The 12780-nt window shown below is 68.2% G+C and carries 17 protein-coding genes; 1 reads left to right on the top strand and 16 read right to left on the bottom strand.

Annotated features, from left to right (window positions below; genetic code table 11):
* Positions 1–56: 56 nt before the first annotated feature.
* The gene (locus I4484_RS04150) at positions 57–1340 is read left to right on the top strand and encodes an MgtC/SapB family protein (RefSeq protein WP_197449759.1); all 1284 of its coding nucleotides are present in this window, start codon (positions 57–59) and stop codon (positions 1338–1340) included.
* Here I4484_RS04150 and I4484_RS04145 read toward each other — a convergent pair.
* The 16 genes from I4484_RS04145 to I4484_RS04070 form a co-directional block, all read right to left on the bottom strand.
* Positions 1337–1699, bottom strand: a complete 363-nt coding sequence (locus I4484_RS04145) for a DUF1428 domain-containing protein (protein ID WP_111413158.1) — start codon at positions 1697–1699, stop codon at positions 1337–1339. The genes I4484_RS04150 and I4484_RS04145 overlap by 4 nt on opposite strands.
* A gap of 43 nt (positions 1700–1742) precedes the next feature.
* Complete coding sequence (locus tag I4484_RS04140; protein ID WP_197449758.1) at positions 1743–2990, bottom strand: RNA polymerase sigma factor; 1248 nt, start codon at positions 2988–2990, stop codon at positions 1743–1745.
* A gap of 7 nt (positions 2991–2997) precedes the next feature.
* Complete coding sequence (locus I4484_RS04135) at positions 2998–3357, bottom strand: YciI family protein (protein ID WP_111413156.1); 360 nt, start codon at positions 3355–3357, stop codon at positions 2998–3000.
* 109 nt (positions 3358–3466) lie between these two features.
* The gene (locus I4484_RS04130) at positions 3467–4516 is read right to left on the bottom strand and encodes an EscU/YscU/HrcU family type III secretion system export apparatus switch protein (RefSeq protein ID WP_197449757.1); all 1050 of its coding nucleotides are present in this window, start codon (positions 4514–4516) and stop codon (positions 3467–3469) included.
* On the bottom strand, positions 4513–5358 hold the full coding sequence (gene sctT, locus I4484_RS04125; protein WP_197449756.1) for a type III secretion system export apparatus subunit SctT: 846 nt from the start codon (positions 5356–5358) through the stop codon (positions 4513–4515). Before sctT ends, I4484_RS04130 begins: the two co-directional genes overlap by 4 nt.
* Before the next feature lie 6 nt (positions 5359–5364).
* Positions 5365–5634: an EscS/YscS/HrcS family type III secretion system export apparatus protein gene (locus I4484_RS04120; protein WP_197449755.1), complete on the bottom strand. Its 270-nt coding sequence runs from the start codon at positions 5632–5634 to the stop codon at positions 5365–5367.
* A gap of 4 nt (positions 5635–5638) precedes the next feature.
* Complete coding sequence (gene sctR / locus I4484_RS04115; RefSeq protein WP_197449754.1) at positions 5639–6295, bottom strand: type III secretion system export apparatus subunit SctR; 657 nt, start codon at positions 6293–6295, stop codon at positions 5639–5641.
* Positions 6288–7409: a type III secretion system cytoplasmic ring protein SctQ gene (gene sctQ, locus I4484_RS04110; protein ID WP_197449753.1), complete on the bottom strand. Its 1122-nt coding sequence runs from the start codon at positions 7407–7409 to the stop codon at positions 6288–6290. The genes sctR and sctQ overlap by 8 nt, the downstream gene beginning before the upstream one ends.
* Positions 7406–7885, bottom strand: coding sequence for a hypothetical protein (locus I4484_RS04105; RefSeq protein ID WP_197449752.1), 480 nt, complete (start codon positions 7883–7885; stop codon positions 7406–7408). Before I4484_RS04105 ends, sctQ begins: the two co-directional genes overlap by 4 nt.
* A complete protein-coding gene (locus I4484_RS04100) occupies positions 7882–9219 on the bottom strand; it encodes a FliI/YscN family ATPase (protein WP_197449751.1) in 1338 nt (445 codons plus the stop codon). The genes I4484_RS04105 and I4484_RS04100 overlap by 4 nt, the downstream gene beginning before the upstream one ends.
* A complete protein-coding gene (sctL, locus tag I4484_RS04095; RefSeq protein ID WP_197449750.1) occupies positions 9216–9812 on the bottom strand; it encodes a type III secretion system stator protein SctL in 597 nt (198 codons plus the stop codon). Before sctL ends, I4484_RS04100 begins: the two co-directional genes overlap by 4 nt.
* The gene (locus tag I4484_RS04090; protein ID WP_197449749.1) at positions 9784–10476 is read right to left on the bottom strand and encodes a hypothetical protein; all 693 of its coding nucleotides are present in this window, start codon (positions 10474–10476) and stop codon (positions 9784–9786) included. The genes sctL and I4484_RS04090 overlap by 29 nt, the downstream gene beginning before the upstream one ends.
* Entirely contained in the window at positions 10473–11237 is a 765-nt protein-coding gene (sctJ, locus tag I4484_RS04085; protein WP_234283596.1) for a type III secretion system inner membrane ring lipoprotein SctJ, read from the bottom strand. The genes I4484_RS04090 and sctJ overlap by 4 nt, the downstream gene beginning before the upstream one ends.
* 32 nt (positions 11238–11269) lie before the next feature.
* Positions 11270–11698: a hypothetical protein gene (locus I4484_RS04080; RefSeq protein WP_197449747.1), complete on the bottom strand. Its 429-nt coding sequence runs from the start codon at positions 11696–11698 to the stop codon at positions 11270–11272.
* 59 nt (positions 11699–11757) lie between these two features.
* On the bottom strand, positions 11758–11937 hold the full coding sequence (locus I4484_RS04075) for a hypothetical protein (protein ID WP_167111630.1): 180 nt from the start codon (positions 11935–11937) through the stop codon (positions 11758–11760).
* A 53-nt stretch (positions 11938–11990) separates the two neighbouring features.
* The gene (locus tag I4484_RS04070; RefSeq protein WP_197449746.1) at positions 11991–12779 is read right to left on the bottom strand and encodes a hypothetical protein; all 789 of its coding nucleotides are present in this window, start codon (positions 12777–12779) and stop codon (positions 11991–11993) included.
* Position 12780: the final 1 nt, after the last annotated feature.

Below are 12780 nucleotides of genomic sequence, written 5' to 3'. Positions count from 1 at the left end.
AGGCCGCCGCATGGCGTTCCACGCTGGGGAAAGGACATTCCAGGGAAGGACAGGAAATGGAGGACGTCGCCAGCAGCTTCCTTGCCGATCATGCGATCCTCGTGGAGCTCGCCGTGGCGCTGCTGCTGGGTGCGCTGATCGGCATCGAGCGCGGCTGGGTGGCTCGTGAGCGAGAGTGGGGCGAACGGGTCGCCGGGGTGCGCACCCATGCCCTGGTGGGGCTGTTTGGCGGCGTGGCGGCGCTGCTGGCGGAAGCGCTGACGCGCTGGGCCTTTCCGCTGATCTTCCTGGCTGTGGCGATCATCGCCCTGGTCGGCTACCGGGCGCGCATGGAGCAGAGCCAGGACTACAGCATCACCGGGCTGATCGGGCTGCTGATGACGTTCTGCTTCGGCGCCCTGGCGGTGGCGGTGGACATTGGGCTGGCCACGGCCTGCGCGGTGGTCACGGCGCTGACCCTCGACAACAAGCGTGAGATCCATGGCCTGCTCAACAAGCTTCAGGCCAACGAACTCGATGCCGGGCTCAAGCTGCTGCTGATCAGCGTGGTGATGCTGCCACTGCTGCCCAACGAGGACATGGGCCCCGGCGGCGTGCTCAATCCTCGGGAGATCTGGTGGCTGGTGGTGCTGATCGCCTCGATCTCGTTCGTCGGCTACTTCGCCGTGCGCCTCGGCGGCACCGAGAAGGGCATCCTGTTCACCGGGCTGTTCGCCGGGCTCACCTCCTCCACCGCCCTGACCCTGCAGTACGCCCGCCAATCGAAGCGCGAGCCGGAACTCGCGCCGATGCTGGCCGCCGGCATCCTGCTGGCCTGCGGCACCATGCTGCCGCGCCTGCTGCTCTATGCCGCCCTGCTCGGCCCCGCGCTGCTGCCGCGCCTGTTGGCACCGGTCGCGGCCATGGGCGTGACGCTCTTCCTGCCGGCGCTGTGGCTATGGCGCCGCCATCGCCGCGACCTCAAGGCCGACCGGCCGATGACCCAGAACCCGCTGGAGCTGCGTGCCGCGCTGCTGCTCGGCGCCCTGCTGACGGTGGTCATGGTGCTGGGCGAGTGGCTGCGCGCCTGGCTCGGCGATGCCGGCGTCTACCTGCTGGCCGCCGTTTCCGGCATGGCGGACGTGCATGCCGTTGCCCTGTCGCTGAGCCGCATGGCGGCGAGCACCATCGAACTCTCCACCGCCGTGCAGGGCATCGTGCTGGCGGCCTCGGTCAACAATCTGTTCAAGGTGGTGCTGTCGGTCAGCGCCGGCAATGCTCGCCTGGCCCGCTGCATTGCCGGCCCGACAGTGGCTTCCGCGGTGGTGGGACTTGGCGTCGCCTGGCTGACCCCGGGCTAGGGCAGCCTCAGCGCCTCGCGGAACCCACCCCAGATCATGCGCTTGCCATCGAACGGATGGTTCGCCGGATCCATCATGCCGGCCATGCGCGGGTCCTCCATCACCTTGGCATTGATGCGATCGCGCTCCTCGCGCGAGGCGTAGAGGATCCAGGCGAAGATCACCGTCTCCCCCGGTTCGAGCTTGACGCTCAGCGGGAAGGAGGTGTGCTCTCCCGGCGGGACGTCATCGGCCACGCACTCCACGTACTCCAGCGCGCCGTGATCGCGCCAGATCTCGCCAGCTTGCCGGGCCATGTCCAGGTAAGCGTCGAGGTTCCCTTCGGGAACCGGCACGACGAATCCATCGACGTAGCTCATGGGAATCTCTCCTGAGTGATGAACTTGGGATAGCCAAGAGGCCTCATCCCTCTCTCGAACCAGCCAACGGCAAATCGACATCGGCGGCGTTTGCCACTACCTCGCGCAGGCGGCGCTCGAGGAAACGCCGCTCGGCGTCATGGGTGACCAGCGTCAGCGCCTCGCGGTAATGCGTCGCCGCCTCGTCATGCCGGCCCAGCCGGCGCAGCAGGTCGGCCTGCGTCGCCGGCAGCAGGTGATAGTTGGGCAGGTGGATCTTCTCGAGCAGCTCGAGGCCCGTTTCCAGCCCATCGGCCATGGCGATCGCCACGGCCCGGTTGAGCGCCACCACGGGGGTGGGCTGAAGGGCGTAGAGCAGGCTGTAGAGCGCGGCGATACGCCGCCAGTCGGTCTCCGCCGGAATCACCGCCTGGGCGTGCAGGGCCGCGATGCCGGCCTGCACCGCGTAGGGGCCCAGCGGGCTGCCACGCAGCGCCACCTCGATATGGGCGGCGCCCTCCTCGATCTCGTCGACGTTCCAGCGCGTGCGATCCTGCTCCTCCAGCAGCACGATGTCGCCGACCTCGTCGGTACGCGTGTCGCGCCGGGAGTGGTGCAGCAGCATCAGCGCCAGCAGACCACGCGCCTCGCGTTCCGCCGGCAGCAGCCGCACCAGCATCCGCCCCAGGCGAATCGCCTCGGCACAGAGGTCGCTGCGCACCCAGTCGTCGCCGAAGCTGGCCGCATAGCCTTCGTTGAAGATCAGGTAGATCACCGCCAGCACCGACTCCAGGCGCTCCCCCAGCGCCGCGTCGTCGGGCACCTCGAAGGGAATGCCGGCATCGCGGATCTTGGCCTTGGCCCGCACCAGCCGCTGGGCCAGGGTCGGCACCGGCACCATGAAGGCGCGGGCGATCTCCTCGGTACGCAGCCCGCCCAGGGTATGCAGCGTCAGTGCCACCTGGGCGGGTCGCGCCAGGGCCGGGTGACAGCAGGCGAAGATCAGGCGCAGGCTGTCGAGCGGCTCGGCCTCGAGGTCCTGATCGAGCAGCAGTTCCAGGTGCTGGCGCAGCTCGTCGCCCTTGCGCTCGCGCATCTGCTGATGGCGCAACTGGTCGACGACCTTGTGGCGTGCAGTGGCGATCAGCCACGAGGTCGGGTTCGGTGGCCAGCCCTGGGCCGGCCACTGCACCATCGCCGCCTCGAAGGCCGCCTGCACGGCATCCTCGGCCAGCTCGAAGTGGCCGAAACGGCGAATCAGGCTGGCCAGCACGCGGCCATACTCGCGGCGATAGAGTTCGTCCAGGGTCACTGAGGCCTCACAGTCGATAGGCAGGGTCCACCGGTCGCACCTCGACCGAACCGCCGACCCGCAGCGGCGGGATACGCCGGGCCAGCCCCAGGGCCTCGTCCAGGTCACGGCACTCCACTACGTGAAAGCCACCCAGTTGCTCGCGACTCTCGGCGAAGGGCCCGTCCAGCGTCACCACCTTGCCGTTCTGCTCGCGCAGGGTGGTGGCCGAATCCACCGACTGCAGCCGGGCGCCGCCGCGGTAGTGGCCGCTGGTGACCATCTCCTGGATCAGGGCGTTGTAGTCGTTCATGACCGAATCGCGCTCGGCATCGGGCAGGCCGTTCCACAGCGCTTCGTCGATACAGCACATCAGCATGTATTGCATGGTGGTCTCTCCGGGGTGATTCCTTAGATTAGCTTACTGGCCAGTACTCATGTTTCGTATGAGCGTCGTTGAAATCGACATCGCCTCGCCTCGCGAATGGCGGCCCGAACTAGATGACCCCGGCTGCGACCAATTCATCGGCGACCGCCTGGAACGTGTCCTGGGGAATCGGCCCTCCCTTTGCGGTGCGCCTGGCGATGCGAGCCGCCAGATCCGGCCGGTTGGCCACCGCCACGCCCCGGGTGCAAGCCGCTTCGAACAGCGCGGCGGACTCCTCGGGCGCGGCCTTGCATACCATCACCGGCACGGGGGTCTCGCCCTTGGCGTAGCGCAGCCCCACCAGCCAGTCGCCGGGTGCGCCCAGCATAAGCGAGGCGTTCTCGAGGCCGGTGCGCGCGCTGTGGGCGTACATGTCGCGCCGTTCGCGCTGACGGGCGCGGCGGATCTCGGGGTCGCCCTCCAGGTCCTTGCGCTCGCGCTTGTGCTCGGTTCGCGTCATGCGCTGGTCGCGCCGGAACAGCCAGCGCTGCATCTGCACGTCGATCAGCCCGACCACGAGAAACGCGACCAGAGCGGTCACGATCAGCGGCTCGAGCAGTGCCATGAAGACCCCTTCCAGGCAGCCGAAGCCGCAGCGCGGCGAATCCAGCAGGGTCTGCAGGCTCAGCCGGAAGACGATCACGAACGCCGTGGCCAGCGCGACCATCTTGAACAATGACTTGGCGAATTCGATCAGGCCGCGGGCCGAGAAGATTCGCTTGAGGCCCTCGGCGGGATTGATGCGCTCGAACCTCGGCTTGACCGGGTCCACCGAGAACACCGGGCCGCGCATGATCAGGACGTTGGTCAGCACGGCCGCCACCACGGAAATGACGATGATCGGCAGTACCGAGCGCACCACGATTTCCGCCGCCAGCGCCAGCAGGCGTGGCCACAGGGTGTCGAAAGGCTCGTGATAGAGCCGCGTGATGGTGCCGATGAGGTGGCGCACGCGCCGCTCGATACCGTCGGCGGCCATGAGCAGGTAGAGCGTACCGCCCAGCATCACCATGGCCGTGACCATGTCCGAGCTCTTGCTGACCTGCCCCTTCTTGCGTGCGTCGCGCAGCTTCTTCTCGGAGGGCGGCAGCGATCTCTCTTCGCTGGGTTTCTCGCTCATGCGCTGCCTCGCTCCCCTGCCAGCGGGGGGATGCCGCTCAGCAGCGTTTCGAGGCGGCGGTAGCCGTCCCCCAGCGCGCCGAGCTCCTCCATCAGCAGCGGGATCAGAAACACCACGTAGAGCAGCATCAGGAAGGTGAAGAGCAGGTTCTTGATCGCCAGCGACAGCGAGAACACGTGCAGGCTGGGCGCCATGCGCGCCAGGTAGGCGAGCATCAGGTCGGCGACCAGCAGGGCGACCAGCAGCGGCGCGACCATCATCACGCCCACCCGCATCACCTGGTCCAGCATGTCCAGCAGCATCAGGGCGCTGCGGGCCTCCAGCACCGGCACGAAGCGCTCCACCGGCCACAGCGCATAGCTCGCATAGAAGCCCTCGAGCAGGATCATGAAGCCTCCCGAGGCGAAGAACAGCGCCACCAGGGTCACCACCAGCAGCGTGCTGGTGACGCCCGATTCGGTGCTGCCCATCGGGTCGAGCAGTTGGCCCATGGTCGAGGCGCGCTGCAGGTCGACCACTTCTCCCGCCACCTCCGCCGCCCAGAACGGTATGCCGAACACCACGCCGATGACGGCGCCGATGATCAGCTCCTTGACCAGCAGGGCGGCGAGACCGAAGGCCGACATCGGCCCCAGCGACGGCAGCGCGGAGAAGATGAATGGGATCGCCGGCAGGGCGATGGTCACGGCCACGGCGGAACGGATCATCCCGGTCAGGCCGAGCCGATTGAAGGCCGGCGTGATCAGGATCACCCCCAGCGCCCGGGTCATGCCGATGGAGGCGGCCATGAGCATGGGATAGACCAGCTCGGTGAGAAGGGGGACGTATTCGTCGAGTGCCATGGAACCTCAGCGCGACCAGGCGGGGAAGTTGTCGAGCACCTGGTCGGTCAGGTTGACCAGTTGGCCTACCAGCAGCGGCCCGCCCACGATCAGTACCAGCATGATCACGATGACCTTGACCGCCTGGGGCAGCGACTGGTCCTGGATCTGCGTCAGCGCCTGCAGCAGGCCGATGCCGAAGCCGATCACGATCGCCGCCAGCAGCGCCGGTGCCGACAGCAGCAGCACGGTCCACAGGGCATTGTTCATCAGCGTGAGGAAGGTATCGCCGGACACGTGGCTAGCCTCCGTAGCTGAGGATCAGGCCGTGCATCAGGCGCGACCAGCCGTCCACGGCAACGAACAGGAAGATCTTCAGCGGCACCGAGATCAGCGGCGGTGCGACCATCACCATGCCCATCGCCATCAGCACGTTCGCCACCACCAGGTCGATGACCAGGAACGGCAGGTAGATGAGAAAGCCGATCTCGAAGGCACGCACCAGCTCGGAGGTGACGAAGGCCGGGATCAGCACCACCAGGTCGTCCTCCTGCAAATTCTCGCGCGCCTGCTGCGACCAGATGTTCTGGGTGGCATCGATGAAGAAGATGCGCTCGCGCTCGTTGGCGTAGAGCGACAGGTACTCCTGCAGCGGGCCGCGGAGCAGCGTGCCGGTCTCGCGGATCTCCTCGACGCTCTCCAGCGAACCGCCGTGGCTCTCGAGCCGGTAGGCGATCTCGCCGACCAGCGGCGTGGTGATGTAGACCGTCAGCACCAGGGCGATGCCGTAGAGCACCAGGTTGGGCGGCGTCTGCTGGATGCCCAGGGCATTGCGGATCAGGAACAGCACCACGGCGATCTTGAGGAACGAGGTCATGGTCACCACCGCCAGGGGCAGCAGCCCCAGCGAGGCGACCACGATGATCATGCCGACCAGGTTGGGCTCGAACTCACTCATCGCCCGTGAGCCTCACGATCTGCACGCCGAGGCCATCGCCGATCTCCACCAGCCGCCCGCGTCCCAGGGGCCGGCCATTGACCACCAGGTCTACGGCATCCTCCCTCGGCCGGGTGAGCGGCAACACGCTTCCCGGCCCCAGTTCGCGTAGCTCGCCGAGCGTGAGCTCGAGGCGGCCGAGCTCGCACACCAGGCGCATCGGCAGGCCATCCAGGGCCACCGTATCGGGCGGTGGTTTCGGACTACGGGGGTTCTCTGCCATGGCGTCACGGCTCCTGTGGTTACCGGTTTCATTGCGGGGGGAATCGCCGTCGGCGCGCGGCGCATCGAGGTCGTCGCCAGGCCCGGGGAGTGGCGTCGTGACCAGCCTCAGTCCACCGCCCTGCTCCTCCACCTCGGCCAGCGGGCGACCGGCGGCCGCCAGCGCTCTGACCGGCCGCTCGAGCAGTACCACGTCGCCCGGCCTCAGGCCGCGCAGCTCGTCCAGCCGCAGCCGCTGATGGCCGGCGACCCACTGCACGGTGACGGGTAGCGCCGAGCAGGCCCTGGGCGCGACGGCGGGAAGCGCATCCAGCAGCGGCGCGACGGCCCGCGTGGCGGCGGCGCCCAGCGACAGGTGCAGTTGGCCGGTGCCCCCGTCGCCCTCCAGCTGCAGCAGGATGTCGAGGGCCTCGTCGCCGTCGAACGAGGGCTGCCCCCCGTCCAGCCGCAGGGCGACGCCGAGCCGGGCTTCCAGGGGCTCGACCCACTCCAGCAGGGCGTACTCCAGCCACAGGGCCGTGAGGTCGGGCTCGCACGTCTCCAGCCCGGCGCGCAGCGCCAGATGCCGCGTCAATAGCGCCAGGCCGTCGTGACCGAGCCGGAGTAGCGCGGGGGCGTCGCCCAGCGACAGCCCCAGCGCGACCGGCAAGGGAGTCGGCTCGGCCGGCGGAAGGATGCGCAGCCGCAGCGCCCGTTCGCCCAGGCTGAGGGCGAGCGCGGGGCGGGGCCGATGCAGCGCGTTGAGCAGGGTCGCCTGCTCCGGCGAGAACCGGGGCAGACGCGCCGCCACGACCGTGCCCCTCGTCGTCGAGCCCTGCCGCCCCGTCGCCGGCATCAGGTCGAGCTTGGTCATGGCGGCCCTCCGCGCGGCAGGGTGACCTCGAGGTCCGCCTCGAGGCGCCCCTCCTGGACGATGCGATCGTCCCGGCGACGGCGCTCGAGCAGCTTCCCCAGCGCCTGCCGGGCGTGGCAGCGCTGCGACCAGGTCTCCGCCCGCCGGGCACACTCCTCGAGCAGCCGGCAGCGCTCCCGCTCGGCCGCCGAACGCGCCTCGGCCAGCTCGGCCTGGCGCCGCTGATGATCGTCGATGGCCTGGCGCGCCTGTGCCAGCTCCGCCGGCGACAGCGTCGCCCCCTCCACCGCGTCGAACCATGCCTGCTCGAGCCGGTCGAAGTCGTCCCGCTCACGTTCGAGGGCGAGCTCCAGGTCTTCGATGCGCCGCGCCTCGTCCCGACAGCGCCGTTGCTGCGCCGCCAGAGCGGCCGCGGCCAGGCGTTCGCGCCGCTCACGCAGCGTCATGAGTTGCTCGAGTCGGAGTCGATCGGTCATGACAGCAGCTCGCTCATGTGTCTCAGGGTTTCCTCGAAGTTGCTGTACTCCTTCTCGCTCTGGCGCAGGAAGGCTTCGATGGCGGCATGCCTGGCGATCGCCTCGTCGGTAAGGGGGTCGTTGCCCTCGCGGTACTCACCGACCTGCAGCAGCAGCTCGACATCGCGATGGCGTGCCAGCAGCTCGCGAATGCGGCCGGCGTTGCGGCGCTGCTCGTTCGAGATGACGGCATCCATCAGGCGGCTGCGGCTGGCGAGGACGTCGATGGCCGGAAAGTGGTCGCGCTTGGCCAGGTCGGCGCTGAGTACGATGTGGCCGTCGAGAATGGCCCGCGTCTCCTCGGCAACCGGATCGAGGCTGCTGTCGCCCTCGGTGAGCACGGTATAGAGCGCGGTGATGCTCCCGCTGGCCCCCGGCCCCGCACGCTCCAGCAGGCGCGGCAAGGCGGCGAAGAGCGAGGGCGGGTAGCCGCGCCGGGTCGGCGGCTCGCCGGCGGCCAGACCGATCTCGCGCTGGGCCCGGGCGAAGCGGGTGATGCTGTCGACCAGCAGCAGGACGTCGCGCCCCTGGTCGCGGAAGTGTTCCGCCACGGTGGTGGCGACCATGGCGGCGCGCGCCCGCTCGATGGCCGGGCGGTCGGAAGTGGCCACCACACAGACCGTGCGCTGGCGGGCCTTGGCATCGAGCTGCACGTCAAGCAGCTCGCGCACTTCGCGACCGCGCTCGCCGATCAGCCCCAGCACGATGACCTCCGCCTCGCTGCCGCACACGATGGCGGAGAGCAGCGACGACTTGCCCACCCCCGGCTCGCCGAAGATGCCGACGCGCTGGCCACGCGCCACGGTCAGCAGGCCGTCGATGGCGCGGACGCCCAGCGCCAGCGGATGCTGGATCAGCTGTCGCGCCAGAGGGCTGGGGGGTTCGGCATGCACCGGGCAGAGGCGCAGCGCGTCGAGATCGCGCTCCGGCGCGGCATCGAGGAAGGTGCCCAGCGGGCTGATCACCCGACCCAGCAGCGCCTCCCCCACCGGCACGCCCTGGGGCCCGCCGGTGGCGATCACCTCGGCCCGGGTGGACATGCCCTGAAGGTCGCCGATGGGCGAGAGAATGGCATGCTCCTCTTCGAAGCCGATCACCTCGGCGGCGACATGGCGCCCGCTCACAGGGTCGCGCAGGTAGCACAGCTCACCGATGCCGGTGCCGTCGACGCTGGCGTGCACCAGCAGGCCGCGAATACGCCGCACCCGGCCGTGCACCGGACGCGGTTCGGCTTCCTCCAGCCGCGCGCCCAGCCGCGGCAGCAGCGCCTCGAGATCGATCTCTGGGGAGGTCATCGGTGCGGCTCCTGGCCACTCGCCAGCGCTCGACGCAAGGCGGTCAGTTGGGCATCGAGCCCCACATCGACGATCGCCACCGGGCTGACCAGCAGGCATTGGCCCGGCCCCAGTTGCGCATCGCCTTCGACGCGATAGGCGGGGCCTTGGGGGATCGCCGGCCCCTGGGCCAGCAGCGCTTCGACGGCTGCCACCCGCTCCGGCGCCACGCGCACGCTGACCCGCATGTCATGGCGCAATTCACGCAGGGCCTGGCGCGCGCAGCGGCTCACCAGCTCGGCGTCGTCGAACTCACCCAGGATGCGACGCACCATGCGCAGGGAAAGGTCGGCCAACGCCTGGTCGAGCCCCGCCAGATAGCGCTCCACCCGCCCAGTGGTCTGGGCCAGCAGCTCGGCCGCCCGGGCTTCGCCCTCCCGACGTCCTTCCTCGAAGCCGTCGGCATAGGCGCTGGCGGCGGTATGTCGGGTCTTCGCTTCGATCTCCCTGGCGTGCGTACGGGCGCGCTCGAGAAAGGCGTAGCCATCGATCCAGGCCTGGGCCTCGTCGCCGCGCAGGATGACCTTACCCGGGCGTGTCGGCAGTGGGTGCATGCTCTGATTCCCTTATTTCTGCATCGACGATGGCAGCGGCGCAGCGCACGATGCGCGGCCCTTGCCGGCAAACTTCGGGGGAGGCTTCTTCCAGCGCCCCCTCCCCCGGCAAGCCGCTGGCCAACCCCAGCCTCAGCCAGGCGGCCAGCTCGGGCGGCTGCAGCGACAGCCAGGCCGAGACGCAGGCCTGCCCATCGCGCTCGACCTCCCGCGCCAGCCGCTCGATGTCGTCAGCGGCCGCTGCCGCCACCGCCAGCCCGCGGTTGGCCAGCGCGGCGGCGAAGGCGGCATCGCCGAAGCGATGCTTGAGCGCCACCACGCGCGGCGCGCGTATCTCGCGTACGAAGGCGGCGGCATGGCAGATCACGCCGCAGTAGTGGGCCAGGTCGGCACCGGCCGACGCCGGCAACGCCAGCAGCCAAGCGTCCTCCTCCGCGGGCGCGGGCAGCGTCTCGGGTGGCATCAGGCCATGCCGGTCAATCAGCCGCTGCGCCAGGCGGCGCTGGAAGCGAGGGTGACGCATCAGCGACTCCAGGAGAGCATCACCGGCGATGTCTCCCAGGCAATCCTGCAACCAGGGGCGCGCAACGCAGCGCGCTGGCGCCGCGACGAAGGCTCGCCATGCCGGCACTCCCCGCTCGGCGACGGTATGCGTTCCCTTCATGCGGGCGGCTCCAGGTCATAGGGCGCGCGCCGGCGACGCTGCCAGGCCATCCATCCCACCGCGCCGGCCAGCCCCAGCAGGGCGGCGACGAGGACCGCGAACAGCCAACTGACGCGTCCGACGCTGCTGGTCGGCATGGCGATACCGAGAAAGGTGCTCGTCTGCAGTGGCAATACTTCCACCCGGGGCTCCAGCCTCACCGCCGCCACCGGCACCACCGAGACGTTGTCGTAGGAGAGCCCAGCAATGCCGTTGGCCACCAAGGTCTTGATCCGCGGGATCAGCGGACCCACCTCGAGCTCCGGCGCGTGGCGAATGAACACCGAGGCCGACGAAGGCGTGCTGTCCTGGCGTACCAGGTCGTTCTCGGGAAGAACGACGTGCACCCGGGCCGTGAGAACGCCATCGATCTGCGACACCGTATGCGACAGCTCTTCGCTGAGCGCATAGAGCATCTGAGCGCGCTCCTGTACCGGCGACGAGACCAGGCTGTTGCCCTGGAAGATCTCGCCAAGATTGGAAAAGCGCTCCTGGGGCAGCCCCAGGCGATCCAGTATCTCCACCGCCTCGGCAAAGCGATCCTCCCCGACGGTGACGGTCATGCGACCGCCATCGGCGGCGACCCGCTTGGCAGGAATCCCGTGCCTGGCCAGCGCCGCCACCATGACGTTGGCCTCGCGCTCGCTGAGGTCGGTATACAACTCGGTGTCACACGCCTGCAGCAGCAGCGCCATGGCGAGAATCGACAGCGCTCGGAGCAAGCCCCTGCGTCGTGGGATAAGGGGCAAACCGGTCATCCCCGCAGCAGCGTCGAGGTGGCGCCCGATGTCTGGGCAGCGCAGGACGCCATCAGCCTCGACTCGACCGCATGGTCGAACATCGAGCCGAACGCGTCGATCATGCGCTGGAACTGGTCGCCACCAAGTGCCTCGGCGCTGGGGTCGTCAACGCTGCCGTTGCTCTCGATGCCCGACACGGCCCGAGAGGCATCACCCCCTTCGCCGCCCTGGCCGGAGGAGAACGCCTGCATGCGTTCGAGGGTGCCTTCCAGCCCATTGAGAATGTTCTCTCCCAGCTCGGCCGGGGTCACGGCCTGCAGGGTCGAGCCGGAAACGCGTGCCATGTGCTCGAACAGATTCTGCTCGGCAAGCGTTCCGGAATTCGCCACGCCCTCCGCCATCGGGGCGGGCGTCGCGCCTGTCGTCATCGCGGACATCATCACGAATCACCTCATAACGTGTGCCTGAACGGCAGGCAATTCCTGCCGCATTCGTACCGACGTCAGCCTTCGTCCTTGAGCATGTCGCCGGCATAATCCATCAGGTGCATCATCGCCAGTGATCCCACTGCCTGGCCGACGATGGCCTGGGCCTGGGCATTCTCGACGGCGGCATCGAAAGCCTGCTGATCCGTGCTGGAAAGGTCGTTGCCACCGGGTGCACCTACGGCTTCAGTCGCCATGATCTCTTCCTCCTTTTCTTCTCTTCGTTTTGCCTGCTTTCTTCGTTTCGCCGTCATTCGCTGACGGCGGTCTCGGTCGTTCCGCCGCGAAAAACCCGGACACCGGATGGACCTCGCGGGGTCGGTTGACGAAGGCGTTCGACGTGCCTGGCCACGCTGTCGATCCATGCCGGCGGCCCCCAGGCCTGGAGCGTCGAGCCGCCATCCACCAGTCGCACTCGCAGGGGGGCGCCGATACGGGATTCCTCAATGTTCTCCATCAATCGCTGCGAGTCGATTCCATTGAGTTCGAAGCGGCGCTGCGTCATCTCGCCCCGCGTGGCGACATGCAGCACACCGCCATCGAAGAACCAGGCCAGGCCGTTGGCGGCGCTGATCCTCTCAAGGAACTCCTCGGCGGTACCGGCGCGTATGTCCCCTCTTACCCGCCCTTTGACTTCACGTGAAATTTCCACCGGTAGCGACAGGTTGTGCCCCATTTCCCGAAGCACGTCGCGTACGTCTTGATCGATGATGACGTAGCGATACTCGCGCTCCTTCCACTCCTCCATCGGCCATCCGCTTACCTGTTCCTCGGCAATGCAATATCCTGAAATAGTGGCCAAACCCACACCAATAAGAGTGAATATTGCATGACCCTTTTGCATCGATACCGAAATGATTTTTCCTATACCAAGGAGGATAAAGGTGCAGTAGTATCGAAACGTCTTTACCTGACGAGGTAACAGGCTTCCCTGGAATACCCGCAACGGAAAGCTCCTTGAAAGGCGTATTTCACGGCAAGCAAACTCGGGGCGTGCTTCCCCATACGAGGAGGTCTCATCGGTGATGCGCAACGACATA

The organism is Halomonas sp. SS10-MC5, assembly GCF_015992245.1.
Taxonomy (GTDB): Bacteria; Pseudomonadota; Gammaproteobacteria; order Pseudomonadales; family Halomonadaceae; genus Halomonas; species Halomonas sulfidoxydans.
This window is presented reverse-complemented; position numbering and strand designations above follow the sequence as displayed.

What these genes read in the sequence shown, in the direction of transcription:
- I4484_RS04135 (WP_111413156.1), bottom strand. Translation starts at nt 3,357, where the DNA reads ATGCAATACATGCTGATGTGCTGTATCGACGAAGCGCTGTGGAACGGC.
- I4484_RS04130 (WP_197449757.1), bottom strand. Translation starts at nt 4,516, where the DNA reads ATGAGCGAGAAACCCAGCGAAGAGAGATCGCTGCCGCCCTCCGAGAAG.
- I4484_RS04090 (WP_197449749.1), bottom strand. Translation starts at nt 10,476, where the DNA reads ATGAAGGGAACGCATACCGTCGCCGAGCGGGGAGTGCCGGCATGGCGA.
- sctR (WP_197449754.1), bottom strand. Translation starts at nt 6,295, where the DNA reads ATGAGTGAGTTCGAGCCCAACCTGGTCGGCATGATCATCGTGGTCGCC.
- I4484_RS04105 (WP_197449752.1), bottom strand. Translation starts at nt 7,885, where the DNA reads ATGACCGATCGACTCCGACTCGAGCAACTCATGACGCTGCGTGAGCGG.
- I4484_RS04075 (WP_167111630.1), bottom strand. Translation starts at nt 11,937, where the DNA reads ATGGCGACTGAAGCCGTAGGTGCACCCGGTGGCAACGACCTTTCCAGC.
- I4484_RS04150 (WP_197449759.1), top strand. Translation starts at nt 57, where the DNA reads ATGGAGGACGTCGCCAGCAGCTTCCTTGCCGATCATGCGATCCTCGTG.
- I4484_RS04100 (WP_197449751.1), bottom strand. Translation starts at nt 9,219, where the DNA reads ATGACCTCCCCAGAGATCGATCTCGAGGCGCTGCTGCCGCGGCTGGGC.
- sctQ (WP_197449753.1), bottom strand. Translation starts at nt 7,409, where the DNA reads ATGACCAAGCTCGACCTGATGCCGGCGACGGGGCGGCAGGGCTCGACG.
- I4484_RS04070 (WP_197449746.1), bottom strand. Translation starts at nt 12,779, where the DNA reads ATGTCGTTGCGCATCACCGATGAGACCTCCTCGTATGGGGAAGCACGC.
- sctT (WP_197449756.1), bottom strand. Translation starts at nt 5,358, where the DNA reads ATGGCACTCGACGAATACGTCCCCCTTCTCACCGAGCTGGTCTATCCC.
- I4484_RS04145 (WP_111413158.1), bottom strand. Translation starts at nt 1,699, where the DNA reads ATGAGCTACGTCGATGGATTCGTCGTGCCGGTTCCCGAAGGGAACCTC.
- sctL (WP_197449750.1), bottom strand. Translation starts at nt 9,812, where the DNA reads ATGCACCCACTGCCGACACGCCCGGGTAAGGTCATCCTGCGCGGCGAC.